Origin of the sequence: Methanospirillum hungatei, assembly GCF_019263745.1 — an archaeon.
Lineage (GTDB): Archaea > Halobacteriota > Methanomicrobia > Methanomicrobiales > Methanospirillaceae > Methanospirillum > Methanospirillum purgamenti.
Genome location: NZ_CP077107.1, coordinates 1472477 through 1495577 on the forward strand (window position 1 = coordinate 1472477; position 23101 = coordinate 1495577).

Here is a 23101-nt window from a genome sequence, read left to right on the forward strand (position 1 = left end):
GGCAGATTTCTCTGCTGGATATTACTGTAATGAGAATTAATCCTTAACGAGGATAAATCCGATACCGGCAAGCATAATACCGGCAAGCAGAGCAATGATTCCGATAGCTCCCTTCACAACGTTGATAACATCAGGCAGGAAAAACCAGATTCCATAGGCACCAGCAATAACAAGGATGATACCAACAATTAACATTCCAAGGCCCATTTTATCCATTTTTTGAATCCTCCAATCAGATATACAATACTCGTTTGTTCCAAAGATATTTATAAACTAATATGTATGAATATTTTTTCTCGCTAATTTAAGAGTTTTTTACCATCAGTCCGGATACTCAACCAGCATACATACTTCAAGGTCAGCTCCCTTCGCGAGCAGGGAAACCATTTCCCGGGGTATGGTACTAGCGGTATGATCTGAAAGTACCCCAATAGTCCGGTTACAGGTAAAAGACGACCGCCTCCATACCAGATCTGTTGGATGAGTAAGGGTAAGGTTCGGATCTCCCTGTGAACGGATCTCAATCATGTGCGGACCACATGTGAGCGTCGTGACTAGCACCTGATCCTGATGCCTTAACGCAGCACAGAGACTGCGACTGAGATCTGCTGCACCTTTTTTTGCTCCCACTGCAATGATACAACTACCTGCCAGAGAAAGTTCGTCTTCTTTTGTTATCTCAAAAGTAGTGCGATGTGTTGCCGTTACATTCGAGTGTCCATGAGCAATGAAATACTCCTCTTCCCTGACCATGTATTTACACACTCTCTTCCATGTGTAATCAATGGATCTGGTAGACATCTATTGCACTACATGTAAAGAAGAGACAGAACAGGAGGTTCTGAGCGAATCACGCGATCTCATCACCCGCTGCACCGTGTGCGGACTGACATCCCGAAGACCTCTCCCACCTGAACCTGAACCTGTTTTTGTAAAGACCATTGTGAGCCGGGAAGCTGAATCCTACGTTGGAAAAGCCGAACTCATGAAAGGTGAAGTTGTCGAGGTTGGAGATTATATCGTTGCGGAGAGAGATGACGGTGAAGGCGCCGGAGTCGAAATTATGTCTCTTGAAGTAGGAGACAAACGAGTTCAGAAAGCAACCGCAGAAGAGATTGATACCATCTGGTCACGTGCTATTGATGAGGTGATCGTCAGGATTTCTGTTCATGATGGGAAGAAGACTATCCCTATGTACGTTGCCTGTGACGGAGATGACCGGTTCACTATCGATGAGATCGTCTCAATTGATCGGGTTCGTGCCAGAATCGACCATATCTGCTTAAGAAACGGGATAATTCAAAGAAGAAAAGGAAAATATGAGATTGCAAACCGCATAAAGCGGATATATGCCTACCGGCTTTAACCGGTTTTTTATGAAGTTGTCAGTTTGGCCAGTATAATCTCAACGGTTGGATATCCGTAATTTAACGTAATGTTGGCTGCATCCCGGTCAACCACCGTGGCAGTTCTGATATACGATGCCGGAGTTGCATTGTCCAGTGGGATCTGCGGCTGGTCAATAAAGGCAAGCGGAACCTGATCTCCAACCTGAACATTTGCAAAACTCTCACCTGAAATATTCACGAACTGTTCCATACTCATCTGCCTGGACATCTGTCCTGCATACGGGTAGGTCAGGATCTTTGAATCACCAACACCCATACCGGCGATGGAATTACTGATCATATCGATTTCAGGGCCAAAGAGACCAAACTCCATGACTCCGTATTCATTGTACGGATTGATAACCTGGATCGGGACAAGGTCTTCACCGGAAGAGACATTTACTCTGACCGGAAGTGAATTTGCCTTAAAGGTCATGACACTTGGATCCTGGGCCTTTGTTATGACAGAAAGGACACTGGTTACAACCGGACGGTCCTGCGCGTCACGGAAGGTAAAATCAACGAGAGCGGTGTTCCCCGGCTTTGCCTGAGTGAAGATGTTCAGCCATGACATTCCGAACATTGATACAATCATAAAGACAGCCATCAGAACACAAACTGCGACGATTCCAATTTTCGTCCAGTTCATCTCTTCCTTTTTTTCTGAAGGCTGGTGGCGGAATCCTTTCATTCCTATTACGTAATCCCTGCCGGAAGATAAAGGATGCAACTGTTTACTGTCAAAGAGATCTGTTCTTGTATTCTCCTCATACTGCCCCCTTTTGAAACGATGAATTCATACCTGCAAAGGGTGAGTAGATTCGTATGGAAAAAAAGAGGGTCCGTGATTACATGACCACAGACGTGGACACCGTCCCTTTGACGGGAACCGCGCGAGAGGTCATCCATGCAATCAGGGTCACCTCTCATGATGGCTTTCCCGTAGTAGACGGAAACATTGTGGTGGGATATATTGCAGCCAGGGATCTTTTGTTTGTTCATCCAGAAACACCGGTGAAGGAGATCATGAGTCATCATCTCATTGTGGCAGATCCTGAAATGGCAATTAGTGACGTAGCACGGGTAATTATCAGGTCTGGTATTCAGAAACTGCCAGTTGTCAATGAGAAGAATGAACTCCTCGGTATCATCTCGAACACAGATGTTGTGCGATCCCAGATAGAGCATGTTTCACCAGAAAAAGTCTACAAGCTCATGGATACCATCGAACGACTCCATGAAATAAAGCCACACCTTTCAAAAGGGCCGGTTCAGGTTCATACTCTTCTCCCAACCCAGTCCAGAATTTATATGGATGAACTGGAAGGACGGATTTATGAGATCAAAAAGGGACTTGCAGAGCCGGTTATTGTGATTAAAAAACCTGGCCGGCTCATCCTTGTTGATGGGCATCACCGTGCAGTTGCTGCAAGGCGGCTTGGCATTAAAATTCTTGAGGCATATATTATCGAGATCATGGAAAACCTTGAACTCGGACTTGAACGGACAGCAAAAGCCATGAACCTGAAGACCATCGATGATATCCAGATCATGGACTATGCCCGTCACCCGCTCATTGCCGGAACTCACCGGTTTGGAGGGATTGGAACAGCTCCTTCTGATCTGGATCAGGATCCTTCGCACCGGGTATCATAAGAGTCATTCAGCATATGTTCGGTCACGGTAGTGCCATCAGCAATAACCATATCTGGCCATATTCGGGTGTTTGAATGAACCGTCACCCGGTTCCGGATAACTGTTCTTGGACCGATGACCGAACCATGTTCAATACTGCAAGAGTCACCAATCATTGCTTCATTGTCTATGATTGCACCAGAAACCGATGTTCCCTGCCCGATAACCACCCGGTTATACAACGTGGAAGATAAGACGCGGACATTATTTCGAATAATACAATTTTTACCTATTGATGTATACGGTCCGATAAGAACATTGTCCCCAATGGATGTCCCACTTCCAATCGCAACCGGCCCGACGATTCTGCTGTTATGACCAACATAAATTGATCCACCAAAATCTACCGGGCCTTGTATGTTCGCATTTTTAATATCCATATCACCGGAGATGTTCGCATAACTCATCTCCTGAAGTTTCCATTTTTCTGCAAGTCTGAGTGATGCGGGGCTCCCCACGTCTGACCAGTTCCCCCGTGCAAGCCATCCATCCAGCAACATCCCCTTTTCCATCAGAAGCGGGAAGAGATTTTTTGCGAAATCAAACTTGGTATTGTCAGGTATGTAATCAAAAATATCTGGTGAGCAGACATACATACCGGTTGATGCAAGATTGGAGAAAATTTCACCAGGCCCTGGTTTTTCTCTAAATCGCCTGATTCGGTTATCAACATCAATCTCCGCGATACCATATTCAGAGGGATCATCTACGCTAATAAGACCAATGGTAATGATTGGAGAATGTTTGAGATGTTCCCGGTAAAATTCTAATAGGTTAATATCGGTTAAGTGGTCACCACCGACCACCAGGAAGGGTTTTTCTCCAAGAAGATCACGTGCATTTTTAACGCTCCCAGCGGTTCCGAGTTTTATTTCTTCGTACACATAACTTATTTTTGCACCAAACAGGGCTCCATCTCCAAGTGCCTGCTCAATGGCATCGCTCTTATATCCGACGGTGATGATGATATCATGAAATCCAAGATTTGAGAGATGTGATACGAGATGTTCTATTGAAGGCTTATTGACGATTGGAATACATGGTTTTGGACGTTCAAAGGTGAGCGGGCGAAGACGGGTTCCTTCGCCTCCACACATGATACAGACCTTCATATCGATTATGTAGGCTTTCCGGACATTTAAGACCGCAGGAGAAATCCCTACTTAAAAAAGTTACAAACTATCCAGGCTGACCGAGTCAAAGTCCTGAACAACTTCTGATATTTCTTTCACACCAAAAGCGGTTTTTACCGCGGTAATCTCGAGATCTGATGCAATCGCACACATATAATCGAGCACATCAATGGAGAGTTCTTTCTTCATTTTACTCTGTTTGAGTTGCTCAACCAGATGTCCAATCATCTCGACATCTTCACCACGAAGTTTGGCAAGGCTTATGACACACATATATATCCGGGTAAGATTCCTGTCGGTACCCGTGATTGTGTCAAAGAAATTCTTCAGAACCTGGGCCTGATACACCTCGCCGCCCATAATTAAACCATTATATTAATTCAGTAGTATAAAAAGGTGCGGATTTATTTTGCAGTGCTCACAATCTTTATGATATCGCCATCTTTTAGGATTGCACTTTCTTTAATCCGCATTTTTGTCTTCGCATCAATAGCATACAAGAACCCGTTCCCAATGTCTGAGTGAACCTGGAATGCTAAGTCATGAGGAGTGGTACCTTTCTTCATCAGGAAGGCATCAGGAAGAACCCGTCCCTGTCCGTCAGTCAGATGGGTTTCATCTTCAACCGGGTACAGGACAATCATGTCAAGCAGATCAAACACTGCCCGGTTAATTATATCCTGAACTCCGGTACCACCATGCTCATCCATGTATGATTTCATCTTCATGAGACCTGCTTTCTGAGCCTCACTCAGTTTTCCTTCATCTGGAATTGAAAATGTCTTATCTCCCGGATGATAGGCGATCATCTGTGATGTAGCTGCAGTCCGCAGAGCCAACTCTGCTGCACCTGATGTCAGGATGGCACCAGATCCTTTTACCTTTTCAAGAAGTTCAGGGGAGGCAAGGTCGGCCTTATTACCTGCAATAATCATCGGTTTTGCTTTGTGCATCAGGATCTTTGAAAAATCAATCAGATCACTGGCAGCAGTCAGCCTGAGCTCAATTCCCGCTTCCCGCTCAGCTTCCATCACATGTTCTTCCCTGATCGAGAGACCGGCAAGAATCTCGGCAAGACCTGCGTAAATTGAAAATGTACGTGACTGAGCCTGCCGCTGCATTTTTGGCCAGTGCTTTTCGATAATTCCATGCAGCCACATCGCCATCTCGATCTTGAGCATCGGAATTTCCAATAATGGATCATGGGTACCGGGATTATCCGGGTTTCCTTCAATATCAGTACTTCCGCTTGCATCAATAACCTGGATTATAGCGTCAGCCTGCCTGAGATGATCCAGGAACTGATTTCCAAGACCTTTGCCGGTATGGGCTTCAGGTACCAGGCCCGCAACATCAATCAGGTGGACAGCAATATACCTGATTCCATCTGCGCAAACACCGCAGCGATGCGCAAGTGTGCTGCAGGGGCAGGGAACTCTGACATAAGCCACTCCCCGGTTTGCGTCTATTGTCGTGAACGGATAATTGGCAATTTCAGCGGGAGCCATAGTTGCTGCCCGATATAAGGTTGATTTGCCACAGTTTGGTTTTCCAGCAAGTGCGAGGGTTATCATAGATGGTCCTCAAATCCCAGTGCGAACTAACAGGTATGTATGGGATACTGCACCAAAAAAGTGTATTATTTTGACAAACCCGGTGAGGCCAACAGTCGGGATGCGATCCGGATTGGTGCTGAGCGTGCTCAGGAACTTGGAATATCAACAATAATCGTGCCAAGTACAAGCGGCAGAACCGCACAGATTGCGTATGAAGAACTCAAAGAAACCCCTCTACGCCTTGTGATTGTGACCCATGTCGTCGGATTTTCTTCGCCCGGTGTCTGGGAGTTTGATTCTGAAATTGCATCGTCACTACGAAAAGAAGGTGTTACCATAATAACCGGTACACATGTCTTATCCGGCCTGGAACGCGCATTTTCGTCATCTCCCAAAGTCGGCGGAGGATCCAGGAGTGAAGCAGTTGCACATGCTCTTCGAAAAGTGATCGCAGTCGGCCTGAAAGTCGCGATTGAATGTACCCTGATTGCAGCAGATCAGGGAACAATAAGTGTTCCTGATGAAGTAATTGCCCTCGGGGGTACAGGGTCTGGTGTTGATACCGTTTGTGTCATCAGGCCATCTCATACCCAACACTTTTTCGATCTACAGGTTCGTGAAATTGTAGCAATGCCAAGGGATCGGTAACAATGGTACTTGAAACATTGAAAAGAACACTCCATTTACTCATACACAGGCCTCTTCTCTGGATCTCCGGAGTCTACGCAGGGTGTATTGCAGCACTTGTAATCTGGCTTGAATTCACCGGAGGAATGTTTCTAGCGGGAAAAATAGCCATGCTTGCTGTCATCGCATTCCCATTTATTGTCGGGATAATGAACCATCATCTTATGACCGGAGACACCGATTTAAAAAATCTCATAACCACGGGTCTTCGAAATTACTTCCCTATTGTCCTTCCTGTAGTTATTCTTGGTGGAATGATTGTAATCATGGCATTACTTTTAAGCGTTCCTCTTTCGATTATGGGTTATGGAAGCGATGAGTATGCCCTCACCGGCCTCATGCTTGGGATTTTAATACCTGCAATTCTCTTTTCAATCTACATCGACAATGTTGCAGTCTGTGAAAAAACCAGAATTTTTGATACTTTGAAACGAAGTCTGGAACTTGTTACCATCAAGCTCTCCACGTCAGTCGGTTTTTTTATCATCAGTGTAATCATGACCGTGATTGTGTCTCTCTTTGGAGCTTTTCTCTGGGGTATGATCCTTGCTGATCGATTTACTCAATTTATTGACATGAACCTGACAACACAGCAGGGAGTTTTTTCTCAGTACACTCTCACTGACTGGCAAGCCCTTATCGGTCCAGAAGGAACAATCGTTACATCATTGGTTTTTGGATTGGTTACTTTTATTCTGGTTCCTTTCCTGCTTACTTTCAAATATTCATGCTACAAAGAAGCAACACAGGAAGTAGTCACTATTCCTGGTGAATATGACGAAAAAGGAAGATGGTATAAGTACTAACCGGGTTTAACCGGAAAAAAATGAGACTATTGCCCAGAGGAGTGCGGTAACAAGTCCTCCCCCAAGGGTTGCGAGGAAATTTGTTCCAGCATTCCCCCACAAATGCTTATTTTCATATAATTCTCCGAGCAGACTGTCAAGATTTGTTCCGATAAATCCTCCGATGACAGCTGCAACAAAAATGGAAAAATCTGCGACACCAAGCAGAACTGCACTGGTTGACACAAAAACTGCACCAAATAGTCCGGCAAGTTCTCCAACAAAAGAGATGCCACCATTTGTTCCTTCCCGGACCGGCTGCATGGTTGTAATCAGCCTTGGTTTACCATAACAGACACCAATTTCTCCGGCGACGGTATCCGCTGCTGCGGTTGCAACACTTCCAAGGTATGCCGCAACAAATGCAGGATGTTGAGTAACGCCATATCCCACTGCAGCACAAACAGAAACCAATCCATTTGCAAAGACATTTACATACCCTCTGACACCTCCTTTTTCCTCTTCAACATGGAGGGACTTTTTATAGTCCATATGAAACCGGGTTGCAATAGCACCCAGAATAAAAAAAGAGAGCATTATCATAAACCAGGAGATCCCGGCAAAGACAATAAGAAGGACACCGACCAGAGCAGCAGAAAATAATCCAGGAATGTCAGCAGTTTTCAGCCGGTAGGCAAAGTAACTAAATCCGAACGCTATCACAACAGCGGTCGCCACCAATGGGAAGGTTGCTTCATACTCAAGATCCTCAATCAGGAGCATAATCATGGCAACCGCAATCAGTTCGATTGTCACTGCATTTTTTTGAGTTCCTAAAATCGAATGCAGGAGGACACAGACCGTGGCCCCGACCACCGCTGACAGCCATGACTGAACACCAAGGTATTCCATAACCAACGCAGTTATCAGAAGACCGCAAATGAAGGATAACGCGTATTCAATAGTTTTCCCTCCGGTTAGAGAAAAAACAAGTTCTTTTGTCGTGACTATAAGGATAGACGCACAGAGAACAAAAATCGGGAGAATACCCAATAGTCCCAGTAATCCGATTATTCCCAAGGCGATCGAAAGCCACTGTTCTACAGACTTAAACCAGAGAGCAAGGGCAGTAATAACTACGATAAGTCCCGGAACTCCGGGAGGGAGATATGGGGATATTATCAGGAGAAGAACCGCCAGTACAAATGCAATCCATCTCACTGTGCTAAACATTGGGTACGTATTTGGTTATTCACCGAATATATAGTATCATGCACCTGTTCCGGAATGAAATGCCAATAATGAGATTTTGTAAAGAAAAATGGAGTATACATGTGTGATGGAGAGACATAAGATCCTTCACATGTCCAACACCCAGGTGTCGGGGTACTGAAACCCTATTATCTTTCACAGCAATGGATACGAAGGTGTTCACCTGATGCCAGAATATTCCGGATCCAATAGAATAATAATTGCACCTGCGGTGCTTCTTTGTCTCTTATGCTTCTCATCTTGTGTATCTGCAGCCCCGACTTATGCCCCAACTGAAGGGAAAAATCCTTTACCTGTTTACTTTACATTTCCCGGAGGAGAAGAATGCGACAAGGTTTTATGGACATTCGGCGATGGAAATACTTCTTCTGCTCTCACAACTGACCATACATATCATTCTCTTGGAATGTACTATCCAACATGTCAATGCGAATTACCTGGGGCAAATATATCCTATACGTACGATTATGTGTATGTTATTCCCTGGTCGTCAAGTATTCGCGATAGCGTCACCGGTGGAAAACCCTCACAGGTAAGAGTGAACAGATCATCTGAAAATCTGGGTGCTGAATCACTAAAAAAGCAGGCAGAAGGCCTTGCAGCAATCGGAGAGATGAAACATGCAGCTGATGCATATGCTGATCTGCAAAAGACATCAGACCTTGACTATGATACCCTCACAACATATGGTGATGTCCTTAGTGGTCTGGGACGGCTTTCAGAAGCTGAAGTAGTTTTTAAAGAAGCACTGGCGACGAATGAAACAGCGCCGGTTATGAAAAAACTAGCAGATGTCCTTTTTTCCCTCGGGAAGACAAGTGAAGCAATTGATGTTATGAACCAGACGCTCATTCTGTCTCCACAAGATGCGGCGGCATATGGAACATATGCTGGTTTTCTTCAGAAAGCAGGAAAAACTACTGAAGCACTAGATGCCTATAATCAGTCATTCAGATTATCAGACAACCAGCCGCAGCTCTGGTCAGAGTATGCAGGTATTCTCACTTCAATCGGACGAATTGAGCAGGCTGCTGGGGCATATGAACATGCTATTAATCTTGGTTCTTCAGGATCCGATGTATGGAATAGTTACTCTCGGGTACTTCAGAAACTGGGACGAAAAGATGAAGCTCAACGGGCAAAAGAGCAGGCCATGAATACATATACGCCCATATCCTCATCCATGTTCGGCTCGAATGACAACATCCCTACCTGCGGCATCGGTTCTTTGTGCTGATACCAGAATCTTTTTTTCATCCTGATGGTGCCAGGATTATGAACCAGTTCATATTCACCCCACATGTTCCATCATCTACATTACCCTTCACCTTCAAACGTATGGGCAATGTCTCGGGTCTTGCGGGAACTTCCCAAAACCTATGAATATCGTGAGGTGGAAGCACGATGGCAACAGACGTGGAAGGATGAAGACGTCTACTTCAAGGAAGGCTCTGAAAAGCCACAATTTGTCATTGACACGCCACCGCCCTATCCCACCGGAGAATTTCATATCGGAAATGCATTCAACTGGTGTTATATCGATTTTTTAGCCAGATACAAGCGGATGAAAGGATACAATGTCATGTTCCCGCAGGGATGGGACTGCCATGGTCTTCCAACCGAAGTAAAAGTTGAAGAGATCCATAAGATCACAAAAAATGATGTTGACCGGCAGAAGTTTCGTGAGATGTGCCGTGAGCTGACGATTGGAAACATCAAGAAGATGCGGGCATCCATGCGCAGGATGGCCTTTTCCATCGACTGGAGCCACGAATACATCACCATGATGCCGGAGTACTTCGGCAAAACCCAGCTCTCATTTTTGCGTATGTATCACGCAGGACAGATCTACCAGTCTGACCATCCGGTTAACTTCTGTCCACGGTGTGAGACTGCCATTGCATTTGCCGAGGTCAATTACAGCGACCGGACAACAAAACTCAACTATTTCAACTTCTCCGGACTTGAAATTGCAACATCACGGCCAGAGCTGCTTGCCGCTTGTGTGGCAGTTGCCGTTCACCCTGATGATGACCGGTACAAAGGTCGAAAAGGCGAACAACTGAAAGTTCCCCTGTTCGGTCATGAGGTTCCCATCATCTGTGACGAAGCGGTTGACCCGTCCTTTGGTTCAGGGGCCGTTATGATCTGTACCTTTGGTGATAAGCAGGATGTCATCTGGTGGAAGGTTCATAATCTCCCGCTCAGAAAAGCAATTGACAAGACTGGTCATATGACCCAGATAGCCGGGAAGTATGAGGGGATGAATACCACCAGCTGCCGGGAAGCAATTCTTGCAGATATGAAGTCCGAAGGAATCCTGCTCCGCCAGGAACCTCTTGAGCAGCGTGTCGGAACCTGCTGGCGGTGTAAAACACCCATCGAGATCCTCTCCGAACATCAGTGGTTTGTAAAGATCCCACATGAAGCCGCATTAAAAGCCGCAAAGGAAGTCAAGTGGTACCCTGAACACATGTTTCTCCGGATGGAGAACTGGATCACCCAGATGGAGTGGGACTGGTGTATCTCACGTCAGCGGATCTTTGCATCCCCTATCCCGGTCTGGTTCTGTAAGGACTGTGGTGATATCATACTGCCGGAGGAGAGCGAACTCCCTATTGACCCGACGGTTGATATACCAAAGCGCCCTTGTCCAAAATGTGGCAGCTCAAATTTCATCCCGGAGACTGACGTCCTTGACACCTGGATGGACTCTTCCATCTCGGTGATGCACGTGACCGGATGGGACGGAACACAGAAAGTCCCACCCCTGTTCCCTGCACAGATTCGGCCACAGGGTCATGATATCATCCGGACCTGGGCATTTTATACAATACTTCGTGCAGTATCCCTCACCGGTGGCAAACCCTGGGAGCAGATCCTGGTAAACGGCATGGTGCTGGGAGAAGATGGTTTTAAGATGAGTAAGAGCAGGGGCAATGTAACGGTCCCTGAGGAGATTCTGGAGCAGTACGGTGCTGACTCCCTTCGTCAGTGGGCCGCTCTTGGTGCTGCAACCGGATCAGATATTCAATTTAACTGGAATGATGTGGTCGCTGCAAACCGGTTCCTTACCAAGATGTGGAATATCTCACGGTTTGCCCTGATGCAACTTGATCGGGCCCCGTACAAGGCCGATGCACAGGTGACTGCTCTCGCAGACCGGTGGCTTCTGACCAAATTAAGCCAGACCATTCGGGAAGTATCAGAATCTCTTGAAACCTATCAGTTTGATAAGGGTCTGAAAGCAATACGGGAGTTTGCCTGGGATGTCCTCGCAGACAATTATATCGAGATCGTGAAGGGCAGGCTCTACTCGGATTCTGCAGACCGTGACGGGGCCTGTGTTGCCATCCGGACATCGATGGATGCAATCTGCCGGATGCTTGCACCCTTTACCCCGTACTTTGCCGAAGAAGTCTGGTCAGCCATGGAGGAGAGTTCTGTTCATCAGCAGCCCTGGGTGACATTCTCCTATGAGGATGAAGAGGCTGTCAGGTCTGGTGAGATCCTGGTCCAGGTCATCTCTGAGATCAGACGGTACAAGCATGATAAGGGGCTTGCCCTGAATGCTCCGCTCGGCAATGTGACAGTATACACGGCTCTTGCGGTTGATGATGCAGGAGACGCAAGCACCGCATCCACCTGTACCCTTACCTGGAAGACCGGCATGCCTGAACTGACACAGGTAGTCAGTGGGGTTAAGTTTGATATGGGTATCATTGGTCCGAAACTCCGGGGGAAGGCAAAAGGATTCATGCAGGCAATTGAGGCATTACCAAAAGAGAGTCTTACATCCGTTCCGGCTACGATAACCGTTGACGGAGAAGAGATTGTAGTGCCTGATGGTTCAGTACTCCCCCAGCTCTCCTACACTGTTGCAGGAGCCAGTGTTGACCTGATTCCGGTCAGTGACAGTTTAGTAATAACGATAGAGCAGTAAAAATTAATATTTTTTCTTTTTCTTCCTGTTCATCTCATCATATCGGAACCGAATCACTTCACCTGCAACCCTCAGTATATGTTCAGGGGGGAGTGTCCCGTCCAGTATAAGGAACCGGGCTGTATCCTCTTCAACTAGTTCCATGTAATACTCCTGAACTTTGGTCAACACTGATTCCTGCTCAAAATGTTCTCCGCTCTCGCGTTTACCGGTCCGCTCCAGGGCGACCGGGACCGGAACGGCAAGCAGAATAGTGAGATCCGGCATTATCGTCCACCCATGATGCACCGCCCTTAGCCAGGTGAGCGGATCAGGAATTATCCCGTCAAGGGTAACCTGCTGGTAGACAAGTCGACTGTCAATATACCGGTCAGATATGACAAGACGATCCTCTGACAAAGCTGGCCGGATGACTTCCCGGAGATGGGCAGCATGATCAGCAACAAACAGGAGAGCCTCTGCTATAGGGTCGGCATGTTCCCGGATGGCACGACGAACTGCCTCACCAATCCATGTCGATCCTGGTTCACAGGTAATTACTGGATCAAGATCTGCAAGATATGGTCCCAAGGCCTTGTGAAGCGTTGACTTTCCACTCCCGTCTATGCCTTCTATGGTGACGAGCAAAATACTCCCCTCCGGATATACTCAATTGGAATTTTGCCGGTGTGAACTGCTGTCGCGATAATTGCCCCATCAAACCCGGCTTTTTCAAGGAGCACCAGATCCTCTTCAGATGATACCCCTCCTCCCCAGAGGAGAGGACCTGCATAAGCAGACCTGAATGCAGATAATTTTTCAGTGTCAAGTCCCCGTCCGGTACCGACCCGGCCAATGTCAAGGAGTATGACCATCTCAAACTGGTACCGGTTGCAGGATGAGAGAAAAGTAACCGGATCAGTGTTCCAGGGAATCACCAGATCATTTTTAATATCAACCGAGAGGACGCCCCCATTGAATTGATCCAGAGTATCTGCAGCAGTCTCAGTTCCAACGATCATGTGAACACGCGGAAGAACCAGGACATCATCCGGGCTCCGGCATCCGCGATCCAGAAGTATGCGTTCTGTCCGATCTGCAAGGGCAGGAATCAGGGCATCATGATCTCCAACGCCGCAAATCCGGTCCAAATCTGCAATATACAAGTACCTGGGTTTTATCTGTTCAATAAATCTGACCGGTTCAGCAGTGTCTGCGTACAGAGAGGTAACCGGAACGTACCAATCCCGCATACCGCTCTTTCCATGAACGATTTGTCCGGATTTTAAGTCTGTGGCTAGATATAGGTCCATATTACAAACGTAATCACTATTTAGATACCGGTTCCATAAAATGTATGCAGTTGCTTGTCAGCCCAGCAACATTAGAAGAAGCGAAGAAGGCACTTTCTGCCGATATTGTCGATGTGAAACGACCCGAAGAGGGATCGCTTGGAGCCTCTTTTCCCTGGATAATCAGGGCAATAAAAGACCTGACTGATAAACCCGTAAGTGCAGCTATTGGTGATTTTGACTATAAACCAGGAGGTGCAGCTCTGACCGCTCTCGGTGCTGCAGCAGCTGGTGCTGATTACATAAAGATCGGGCTGATGTTTGATGGGGCAGAAGAAGCACAGATGGTTATCAACTCAGTAACCCGTGCTGTGAAAGATACGTACCCTGTAAAAAAGGTAGTTATCGCCGCTTATTCTGATTGGGAACGACTTGACACCATTTCACCATTTGAGATGGCTCCACTTGCAGCCAAAGCAGGTGCAGATATATCAATGGTGGATACTGGTATCAAAGATGGAAAATCGACCTTTGAATTTATGGATGAGGCACTTCTCACAGAGTTTACAGCCCTGAATAGATCTCTGGGTCTTTCTACTGCCCTTGCCGGATCCCTGAAGTTTCCGGATATAGAAATTCTCAAACGCATTAATCCGGAGATCATCGGAGTCAGGGGTATGGTATGCGGGGGAGATCGAACGGCGATGGTACAGGAAGAACTTGTTTTAAAGGCAGTAAGTATGGTTCACTAAAATGTATATAGAAAAATTACAGGCAGAAACCGGGCTTACTTTTGATGACGTTCTGCTCATTCCGGCCGCCTCTGAAGTAGAGCCGAATCAGGCAGAGGTCACCACCCGTTTTTCTCGCAATATTGAACTGAATATTCCTCTTGTCAGTGCTGCAATGGACACGGTCAGTACCTCTTCGATGGCAGTAGCACTGGCCCGAGCCGGTGGCATTACCGTTATTCACCGGAACATGACTGCAGAACAGGAGGTTGAAGAGGTCAGAAAAGTCAAACTTGAGTCTGAAATCGTTCAGCGTGAAGTACTCACAGTAAAACCCGACTCTCTTATTGCTGACGTTGACCGTATGATGACTTATCATGGGATCGGCGGTGTCCCCGTCGTTGAAAATGATAAAGTCATAGGAATAGTCAGTAGGCGTGATCTTAGGGCTATGGTCAGTCGGATAGGAAACCAGCCGGTTAAGTCAATAATGACTCCTGAGCCGATTGTTGCCAGAGAGGGAATTTCAATAGATGATGCATTTGACCTCATGTACTCCAGGAAAGTTGAACGACTTCCGGTTGTGGACGATGAAGGGACATTAACCGGGATTATTTCTATGCAGGAGCTCCTGGAAAAAAGACAGTTCCCAAATGCCATCAGGGATGGTAATGGAAATCTCCGGGTTGCTGCATCAGTAGGCCCATATGATCACGCACGGGCCATGATGTTGGTAGATGCTGGGGTGGATGCTATTGTTGTCGATTGTGCTCATGGTCATAACCTCAACGTAGTAAAAAGTGTCAAGGATATCAAAGGCAGTATTTCGGTTGATATTGTCGCAGGTAATATTGCAACAAAAACTGCGGCAGAAGCTCTTGCTGATACTGTTGATGGTCTGAAAGTGGGTATTGGTCCGGGATCTATCTGTACCACCCGGGTAGTGGCCGGTGTCGGGGTTCCACAAATTACCGCAATTTCCACCGTTGCAGAAGTAGCAACAGAAGCTGATGTTCCGATCATCGCCGACGGAGGTATACGATTCTCAGGAGATATCGCAAAGGCGATTGCTGCCGGTGCAGATTCAGTCATGATGGGAAACCTGTTTGCAGGGACAGATGAATCACCAGGTCAGATCGTAACTATCCAGAGCAGGAAATATAAACAGTACCGGGGAATGGGTTCCCTTGGTGTCATGTCAACCGGTGTCTCATCAGACCGGTATTTCCAGAAAAAAGAGATTGGAAAGACGAAATTTGTTCCTGAAGGTGTGGAAGGAGTCACCCCATATGTCGGACCGGTTGCTGATGTTATATACCAGATGATCGGTGGATTAAAATCTGCAATGGGATATGTTGGAGCGCGTAACATCAGAGATATGCATGAAAAAACCAGATTTATCAGGATCACCCAGGCTGGGTATCATGAAAGCCATCCACATAACATAACTATCACCGATGAAGCTCCCAACTATAGAATATAATAAATACTCATTTTCACTAACATAGAGTTAGTGATGTTGGAACAGGCAGATCTGTCCCGGCTGCTGGATATTCTCGGTAACCGGAACCGTAGGAGAATCATTGAACTTCTCCGGGAAAAGCCCTGTTTTGTAACTGAGATATCTGAACGGCTGATGATATCACCAAAGGCCGTTATTGATCATCTCCAGATGCTTGAAGATGCACGAATACTTGCGTTCCGAAGTGATGAACGGAGAAGAAAGTATTACTATCTTGAGCATGACATCAGTATTCAGGTACATCTGGATGTCCAGAGCCATGATTTGGTCCCGGTAATTCTCTCAGGTGAACAACGGCTCCTGATCTCCTTACAGAAACTCAGGCAGATGATCAAGGAACGTGATGAAATTGCCCAGAAACTTGAAGAGATGGAACGGGAGATAGATCATCAGATCAGTGAAGTTCTCCATGAAGGAAAACGTGCTGGTAGTGGAGAAGAAAGCATGCTGGTTTCAGTTGCCCTGGCACATGGGGCAAAAAGTACTGAAGAAATACGGGATCTGACCAGCCTTCCTCCGGAAATGGTGGATAGGACCCTCCAGAATTTGATGGATGAAGGCATAGTTTGTAAGAAAGGAACAGGATTAGAAATTCGAGGTATTTATGCCGAATAATCCCTATGATGATCTACTCAAAAACCTGGTAAAACTACTTGAGCAGATCACATCACTGGAACAGAATATGAAAAAAATGCAGGACGGACCTTCGATGAAACCAGGGATCATCGGGTGTGCAATCATCACCGGGAGCCTGCCCCACCAGGGATCCCAAAACCAGGATCCAGAAGGAAAAACCGGGCTCTCCTATGAGATGGTTGATGCAGGAAAGACTGCATACCTGACCGTTCAACTCCCTGCCCACCTTTCAGAAGATCCATTGGTTGAATTTTCTGAACGAAGCTGTCACATCAGTACTCAGGGCCTTTCGGGAAACATCGAACTGCAATTTCCAATTGTTCCGCAGACATCCACATGGACATTCTGCAATGGGATACTGGATGTAGTTCTTGAAAAAGTCCCGCCAGAGCTACCGGGTGTTGATCCGGAATATATCTCTGAAGCAGAGTTTTCCTAAAAACCACATTTCACTTTTTTCCGATATCAATTCATTGCATATATTATCACCGGTGTCTGATACTCCTTTATGATTGTCGTGATAGGCGGCGGACCAGCGGGGCGGTACGCGGCTATGCGGCTTTCCGGAGCAGGAAAGAAAGTCAGACTGGTAGAAAAACGGTCAGCGGGAGTCGGAGGACAGTGTCTGCACCAGGGATGTATGACCATTTGTGCTCTCAATGATGTTGCGAGGCTCATGGATCAGGCAAGGGGCTTTCAGGGTTTAGGAATATTGGGTCCAATTTCTGAATTTTCATATGAATCCCTGATTCATCGGATGCAGGAGACAATACGGATAATTGCCGGTGTTCTCGAGCAGGAGACTGTGCAGGCAGGAGTTGAAATAATACATGGATCAGCTGATATTCAGGGATCATCACTTCTTATTGACGGGGTAGAAACACCAGCTGATGCCATTATTATTGCATCCGGTGCCCATCCAAAAATACCTGAGATTTCTGGGTGCTGTCTTCCAGGGGTGTATACTGCTCATACTCTGCTCTCAATGCCAGACCTTCCAAAGAAGATGGTCATTATCGGGAGCGGTGTCATTGCAGCAGAATTTGCATACATCTTTCGTGTTTTTGGATCAGAGGTTACAATTCTTGCGAGAAGCTCACTACTCAGAACATTTCCTGATAAACTCGTTCATGAAGCACGAAAGGATCTCGCACAGGTAACTATTGAAGAAGAGGTTACTGTTGCAGGTATTACCGGTCAGAATCATGTTACCGGGGTAATCATCAGAGATAAAGAAGGGATACGGGAGATACCTGCAGATGTTGTTCTGCTTGCAGCAGGGATGGTCCCAAATACCGGATTTATTTCAGGAATCACATGTGATCCAAACGGTGCACTGATTGTCAATGATCGAATGGAAACCTCAGCTCCCGGAGTATATGCAGCAGGTGATGTGACAGGAACAGGATATCTGACCCCAGTTGCCCGTCATCAGGGAAGAAAAGCAGCAGATGCAATTCTTGGAAATTCATTCGAACCAGAACCAGTAGCAGTCCCACAAGCAATAAAACTCAAGCATGATCTTGCATATTGCAGAAAACCAGGAAATGGAAGTAAAGGTATTTCAATTCCTGGTCCGGCAGGTCCAGGGACGTTCTGGGAGGTACAGAATAAAAGAACCGGATCATCCAGCATTGAATTCGATGAAAACGGAGATGTAATGGGACTATCTGAAGCATCTCCGGCAGCATCGGTTGCCATGGCCTATCTTGGATGGATGATGAATAGTGATATCAGGATTGAAGAATTTGACCGGTTCATTGAAGTTCACCCATCCGCAGACGGAATTCCATGGCTTTTAAAATATCTGAATGGAAAACGAAAATCATAAAAATCCCAAAAAGGTGATACAATAGAGTATAATTTTTTTCACTCCATCTAAAATCAACACCTTTTTTAGTTTTAAAAAAAATCTTTCTTCATCAGGAAAGTCCAATGATCAAAATCATTGCCGTGGATGATGAACCTGCTTTTGGTGAACTTCTCAGCATCTATCTGGAAGGGTTCGGTGATTTTGAGATAACCGCCTATACATCACCTGAAGATGCAATTGATAAAATCATTGCAGGTGAGGCTGATGCTGTCATTACCGATTATCGAATGGAGGATATGGACGGTATTACCCTCATCCGTAAAGTAAAAGCACTTGTCCCGGATATTCCATTTGTTTTACTGACCGGACAGGATGAAAAGGAAGTTATATTAAACGCAATGAATGCCGGTGCTGATTTCATCCAGTTCAAAACAGAGGAGCCAGCCAGGCTTTTTACAGATATTGCTCAAAAAATTACCAATTCTGTTGAGAAATATCGCGCAAGAAAGGAGTCTGAAGAAGGAAGCAGGACACGTGAAATTCTGATGCGGGCACAACGTGACCTGATGGAGAGGCTTTCAGTTGCATCAACATCCAACCAGGCTCTAGATGCCACCCTTACCGCAATCCGATCACTTTCCGGATGTACATCCGGGAGTATTCACCTCATCAATGAGAAGACGGATAAAATAGAACTGGCTATCTCACATAATCTGCCAAATGAACTCATCAAACAGTTCACCTTCGGAGATCTTCACCAGGTTGTCCATTTGAAATCTCCGCTCTACTTTTCAGATGGGAATGAGCAATCTGATGTAATAGAATCTATATCAGGCGGGCAGATCCCGGTCATGGCAGGAGGGGAGGTAACTGGCGTTTTGTCTTTTATCATGGGTTACCCCAGGATTGTTCCAATAGAACACCGGGATACCATCGAACTTCTCACGAGTCAGCTTGGGAATACGTTAGTCAGAATTCGATCAGAGGAGATGGTTCGCCATCGTGAAAAGGAACTGAGTGAACTGTACCGGGCGATGCAGGAACTGGTTATTGTTATCGACATGGATGGGACCATCCTTAGTGTAAACCATGCAACAACCCGGGTACTTGGATACACCGAAGAAGAACTGGTCGGAATGCCGATCCAAATCCTGTATACCCCGGAAATACGGGATGAGATCATTTTCCAGTTTATGGATCTGACAGGAGAGGGAGGAGCCATAAAAAATTCGTTTCCATTTCTGGACAGTAAAGGCAGAGAAGTACCGGTAGAAACCAGAGGGACGGTAGGTGTCTGGAGCGGGAGACATGTTCTTTTTTGTATCTCAAGGGAGATTCGTGAGCGACTTGAAGCAGAACGTCATATTCATGAGTATTATGAGAGGATATCAGCAATTCTTGCTTCATCTACTGCTCAAATCTACATGAAAGATAACAAGCTCAGGTACCTGATGGCCAATGAACCATTTCTTTCATTTGTGGGGGCAAATCCGGAGAACCTGAAGGACAAATCGGACGCTGATTTTTTTCCGGTCCAGATATCTGAAAAGAGACAGGAATCTGATTTTTATGTCCTTTCAAGAAACTTACCCATCTATAATCTGGAAGAAGAGGTTATCAATGAAGATGGGATATCACGGTGGTTTGTTTCATCCAAGGTTCCGGTCCATGACCAGTCAGGTGATGTCACCGGTCTTGTTGGAACAACCCTTGATATTACCGACCTGGTAAAAACAAGAGAAGAATTAGAGAGACGAGACAGAATTTTAAGTTCAGTGAGTACCGTTGCCCAGACTCTTGTTAGAAATAATGAATGGGAACCGATAATCCCAGAGTGTCTAGAACTTCTTGGTCAGGCTGCAGGAGTAGAACAGGCTATCCTGATGGGGATGAATCTGAATAACCGGGCGGGATTTGAAGAGTATTACTGTGAATGGTTATCTCCTGATGTTCATCACCAAAATGGCGAGTATGATAAAATATGTTCTGAAATTATCCCTTCGTTTTACAAGTACCTTGAAAATAACCGGTTTTACCTTGCTGAAAAAAAAGCAATCAATGTTGAGATAGGTACTCCTGGAGGGTGTAAAATTCCATCATTTCTCCTTCTCCTCCCTGTTTTTTCATTTGACACCTTGTGGGGAGTTTTGGGATTTGTCACCCTTAATAAGGAACATTCTTGTCCGATTGCAGAGATTGAGGCTCTGATAATGGCATCAGAGGTAATCGGATCTGCAATCAGCAGGTATCAGACCGAAGAATTATTCCATAAACCAGTCGAGCGATCCCTGGTTGGTGTATATCTTATACAGGATTATCGGTTTATTTATACCAATCCCCGGATGGCTGAGATACTTGGTTGTTCACGAGAAGAACTGGATAATTCACCAATAATACACTATATTCATCCGGATGATACCGGGATGGTATTTGAACACCATAAACGGATCATTGAAAACCAAGATGCAACTGATGACTATGAATTTCGGGGAATTACAGCTGACGGTAGAGTAATTCGAATCGAAAATCTCATTTCCGGGATATTATATAAAGGAAAACCAGCCGTCATCGGAAGCATCATGGATATCACGGTGAGAAAACAGGCAGAAGAGGATATTCGTCTCTCACTTAAGGAAAAGGATATTCTCCTCCGTGAAGTTCATCATCGAGTTAAAAATAATATGCAGATTATTGTCAGTATGCTCAGGATTCAAAGCAGCATGGTTGACAATCCGATAGTGTTTGATGTGCTTCAGGAGAGTAAAAACAGAATCATATCCATGGCAATTGTCCATGAAAAACTCTACCGGACCGACAACCTGGTAAGTATTAACCTCCTTGAATACATCAATTCCCTGGCAAACACGTTAATATCAGACTATTCTCCTGATGAGTCATTAATAACTCTCAACCTTATCTGTGATCCATCCATTGAGATGACGATTGATGCAGGAATCCCACTCGGTCTTATCATGAATGAACTCATTACCAATTCATTTAAGCATGGATTTGCTCCGGGGAAAAAAGGGACAATTTCAATCAGCATTGTTCCCAACGATCATCAATATCTCGATATTACGTACCAGGATACCGGGAAAGGACTCCCAATGAATTTTGATATAGAGACGAGCGATACACTTGGTATGCAGATTATTGCAAATCTCATATTTCAGTCAAGTGGAGAAATTTCTTTTCATTCGGATAACGGAGCTGTTGTAAAGATGAAAATTCCAGTCAAAGAAGGATTTATTATGGGAGGTGGATCTGATGCCACAAGGGAGTAAAATTCTGATAGTTGAAGATGAGATGATCATTTCGATGGAGATCAAACAAAAACTTCGAGGGATGGGTTACGAGGTTGTTGGTCAAGCCATTACTGGAGAGTCTGCAATTTTAAAGGCAGGAGAAACAAACCCGGATCTTGTTCTTATGGATATCAGACTCAAAGGCGAGATGGATGGAATTACCGCTGCTAAACGTATCATTGAACTGTATGATCTTCCCATAATTTTCCTGACCGCTCATTCAGACAAGGCAACTCTTGAACGGGCAATTGCTGTGTCCCCTTCAGGTTATCTCCTCAAACCGTTCAAAGAGCGGGAACTTATGACAAATATCGAGATGAGTCTGCATAAACACCGGATAAAAAAGAAGGTCAGGGAAGAGATTCATCCGGAAACCATATCAGAACTGGGGAAAAAAATAGCAACTCTCTCATTACCTGCAATTGTCCTCTCAAAGTCCGGGATCATTGAGGAGATAAATCAAAAAGCAGCTGATATTGCAGGATTTATCAAACAGGAACTTATTGGAAAACCTGCCAGTGTTTTTTTCACTTCACAAAAAACGAATGAAATTCCTGATCCATCCGTTTCATCAGACACGGAGATGATCCTCCCTGATCAGGTAGCAGTCAGAAAAAAAGACGGCAGTATTATACCGGTGACTCTGACCAGCGGTTTTGTCTTTCAGGGATCAGAAAAAACACCATATTCCCTGATGATTCTTGAAACCGGGGACGACACAGAAGATGGATCAATTCTTGTCGGCCCTGATATCATCAGGCATCTGGTTGCTCTTACAACTACCCTTCGTCTTCCTGCATTTGTCATTGACAAAGGAATGATGCTGGCAGGATATAATCCAATGTTTGCAGAACTTGCCAAAAAAGCGGGGATTAGTCAATATATGCTCAACAGACCCTTGTATGAAACTCCGAGGTTCTCATTCTTTGGAGATCTCCAGGATATGCAGGAGATGTTCCGGGGAGGAGAGACTGAACGAAGAATTCGTAAATATACCTTTGGAGAGGTCATAAAGTTCATCGAGTTTACAAGAATCCCCTTAAAAAAAGATGGTGTAACAACTCACATCGCTACAATCATGGATGATGTTACGAATGAGCGTCATGCATTATTTGAAGCTGAAAAATTTAAAAAAGAATATGCTGATCTATATGCAGCACTTGAGCATATACGTGGAATTTCTTCTGAAATGCGAATTCCAATTCAGGATCTTCTTTTAAAAATATCAGATAGAGATTCACTGGATCAGGGATACATTTTCGAAATGACTGAGAGGATATCTGATCTAATTGCAAAACTAGATACGGCCTGGATACACTATGCAGAATTGAAAGATCAAATGTCTAAAGATGAAAAAAGTTAAC

Annotated in this window: 22 protein-coding genes; 13 read left to right on the forward strand and 9 right to left on the reverse strand. The window is 45.4% G+C overall.

The features are described 5' to 3' along the window. Positions 1 to 36 precede the first annotated feature (36 nt). Positions 37 to 216, reverse strand: coding sequence for a hypothetical protein (locus KSK55_RS06980; RefSeq protein WP_214420399.1), 180 nt, complete (start codon positions 214 to 216; stop codon positions 37 to 39). A gap of 105 nt (positions 217 to 321) precedes the next feature. Beyond that, a complete protein-coding gene (locus KSK55_RS06985; RefSeq protein WP_218608690.1) occupies positions 322 to 753 on the reverse strand; it encodes a DUF371 domain-containing protein in 432 nt (143 codons plus the stop codon). Between the two features lie 31 nt (positions 754 to 784). Between KSK55_RS06985 and KSK55_RS06990 the strand changes: the two genes are divergently transcribed. Then, a complete protein-coding gene (locus KSK55_RS06990) occupies positions 785 to 1366 on the forward strand; it encodes an HVO_0476 family zinc finger protein (protein WP_214420398.1) in 582 nt (193 codons plus the stop codon). Positions 1367 to 1374: 8 nt separating this feature from the next. On the opposite strand, the gene KSK55_RS06995 is transcribed toward KSK55_RS06990, so the two are convergent. After that, positions 1375 to 2079 (reverse strand): hypothetical protein, encoded by a 705-nt coding sequence (locus KSK55_RS06995; protein WP_214420397.1) that lies wholly within the window; start codon positions 2077 to 2079, stop codon positions 1375 to 1377. Positions 2080 to 2213: 134 nt separating this feature from the next. Between KSK55_RS06995 and KSK55_RS07000 the strand changes: the two genes are divergently transcribed. Beyond that, positions 2214 to 3044, forward strand: coding sequence for a CBS domain-containing protein (locus tag KSK55_RS07000; protein WP_214420396.1), 831 nt, complete (start codon positions 2214 to 2216; stop codon positions 3042 to 3044). On the opposite strand, the gene KSK55_RS07005 is transcribed toward KSK55_RS07000, so the two are convergent. From KSK55_RS07005 to KSK55_RS07015, 3 genes are read right to left on the reverse strand one after another with little or no spacing between them, the layout of a single operon-like run. Continuing rightward, positions 3017 to 4195 carry a sugar phosphate nucleotidyltransferase gene (locus KSK55_RS07005; protein ID WP_256664260.1) on the reverse strand — a complete coding sequence of 393 codons (1179 nt, stop codon included), beginning with the start codon at positions 4193 to 4195 and terminating at the stop codon, positions 3017 to 3019. The two genes, KSK55_RS07000 and KSK55_RS07005, sit on opposite strands and share 28 nt — an antisense overlap. Positions 4196 to 4255: 60 nt before the next feature. Then, the gene (locus tag KSK55_RS07010; protein ID WP_214420394.1) at positions 4256 to 4576 is read right to left on the reverse strand and encodes a hypothetical protein; all 321 of its coding nucleotides are present in this window, start codon (positions 4574 to 4576) and stop codon (positions 4256 to 4258) included. A 44-nt stretch (positions 4577 to 4620) separates the two neighbouring features. Beyond that, positions 4621 to 5790 carry a redox-regulated ATPase YchF gene (locus tag KSK55_RS07015; RefSeq protein WP_218608691.1) on the reverse strand — a complete coding sequence of 390 codons (1170 nt, stop codon included), beginning with the start codon at positions 5788 to 5790 and terminating at the stop codon, positions 4621 to 4623. Between the two features lie 39 nt (positions 5791 to 5829). On the opposite strand from KSK55_RS07015, the gene KSK55_RS07020 reads away from it, so the two are divergent. Both KSK55_RS07020 and KSK55_RS07025 read left to right on the forward strand, forming a co-directional pair. Next, the gene (locus KSK55_RS07020) at positions 5830 to 6420 is read left to right on the forward strand and encodes a pyruvate kinase alpha/beta domain-containing protein (protein WP_218608692.1); all 591 of its coding nucleotides are present in this window, start codon (positions 5830 to 5832) and stop codon (positions 6418 to 6420) included. Positions 6421 to 6422: 2 nt separating this feature from the next. Next, entirely contained in the window at positions 6423 to 7265 is an 843-nt protein-coding gene (locus KSK55_RS07025) for a hypothetical protein (RefSeq protein WP_214420391.1), read from the forward strand. 6 nt (positions 7266 to 7271) lie between these two features. On the opposite strand, the gene KSK55_RS07030 is transcribed toward KSK55_RS07025, so the two are convergent. Beyond that, positions 7272 to 8477, reverse strand: a complete 1206-nt coding sequence (locus tag KSK55_RS07030; RefSeq protein WP_214420390.1) for a TIGR00297 family protein — start codon at positions 8475 to 8477, stop codon at positions 7272 to 7274. Positions 8478 to 8682: 205 nt separating this feature from the next. Between KSK55_RS07030 and KSK55_RS07035 the strand changes: the two genes are divergently transcribed. Next, on the forward strand, positions 8683 to 9753 hold the full coding sequence (locus tag KSK55_RS07035; protein WP_218608693.1) for a tetratricopeptide repeat protein: 1071 nt from the start codon (positions 8683 to 8685) through the stop codon (positions 9751 to 9753). Positions 9754 to 9861: 108 nt separating this feature from the next. Further along, positions 9862 to 12459, forward strand: coding sequence for a valine--tRNA ligase (locus tag KSK55_RS07040; protein ID WP_218608694.1), 2598 nt, complete (start codon positions 9862 to 9864; stop codon positions 12457 to 12459). Between the two features lie 3 nt (positions 12460 to 12462). Here KSK55_RS07040 and tmk read toward each other — a convergent pair whose 3' ends face one another. Next, positions 12463 to 13086 carry a dTMP kinase gene (gene tmk, locus KSK55_RS07045; protein ID WP_218608695.1) on the reverse strand — a complete coding sequence of 208 codons (624 nt, stop codon included), beginning with the start codon at positions 13084 to 13086 and terminating at the stop codon, positions 12463 to 12465. After that, the gene (locus KSK55_RS07050) at positions 13071 to 13751 is read right to left on the reverse strand and encodes a HisA/HisF-related TIM barrel protein (RefSeq protein ID WP_218608696.1); all 681 of its coding nucleotides are present in this window, start codon (positions 13749 to 13751) and stop codon (positions 13071 to 13073) included. Before KSK55_RS07050 ends, tmk begins: the two co-directional genes overlap by 16 nt. 44 nt (positions 13752 to 13795) lie before the next feature. Here KSK55_RS07050 and KSK55_RS07055 point away from each other — a divergent pair, with 44 nt between their 5' ends. The 7 genes from KSK55_RS07055 to KSK55_RS07085 all read left to right on the forward strand — a co-directional run bounded on the left by KSK55_RS07055 (position 13796) and on the right by KSK55_RS07085 (position 23100). After that, positions 13796 to 14482 carry a (5-formylfuran-3-yl)methyl phosphate synthase gene (locus tag KSK55_RS07055; RefSeq protein WP_218608697.1) on the forward strand — a complete coding sequence of 229 codons (687 nt, stop codon included), beginning with the start codon at positions 13796 to 13798 and terminating at the stop codon, positions 14480 to 14482. Position 14483: 1 nt separating this feature from the next. Continuing rightward, entirely contained in the window at positions 14484 to 15944 is a 1461-nt protein-coding gene (gene guaB, locus KSK55_RS07060; protein ID WP_218608698.1) for an IMP dehydrogenase, read from the forward strand. Positions 15945 to 15977: 33 nt separating this feature from the next. Next, positions 15978 to 16598, forward strand: coding sequence for an ArsR family transcriptional regulator (locus KSK55_RS07065; RefSeq protein ID WP_218608699.1), 621 nt, complete (start codon positions 15978 to 15980; stop codon positions 16596 to 16598). After that, the gene (locus tag KSK55_RS07070; protein ID WP_214420383.1) at positions 16588 to 17058 is read left to right on the forward strand and encodes a CS domain-containing protein; all 471 of its coding nucleotides are present in this window, start codon (positions 16588 to 16590) and stop codon (positions 17056 to 17058) included. Before KSK55_RS07065 ends, KSK55_RS07070 begins: the two co-directional genes overlap by 11 nt. Positions 17059 to 17127: 69 nt before the next feature. Further along, a complete protein-coding gene (locus KSK55_RS07075; RefSeq protein WP_218608700.1) occupies positions 17128 to 18450 on the forward strand; it encodes an FAD-dependent oxidoreductase in 1323 nt (440 codons plus the stop codon). A gap of 104 nt (positions 18451 to 18554) precedes the next feature. Beyond that, positions 18555 to 21716 (forward strand): PAS domain S-box protein, encoded by a 3162-nt coding sequence (locus KSK55_RS07080; RefSeq protein ID WP_218608701.1) that lies wholly within the window; start codon positions 18555 to 18557, stop codon positions 21714 to 21716. Then, complete coding sequence (locus tag KSK55_RS07085; protein ID WP_218608702.1) at positions 21700 to 23100, forward strand: response regulator; 1401 nt, start codon at positions 21700 to 21702, stop codon at positions 23098 to 23100. Before KSK55_RS07080 ends, KSK55_RS07085 begins: the two co-directional genes overlap by 17 nt. The last annotated feature ends 1 nt before the right edge of the window (position 23101 follow it).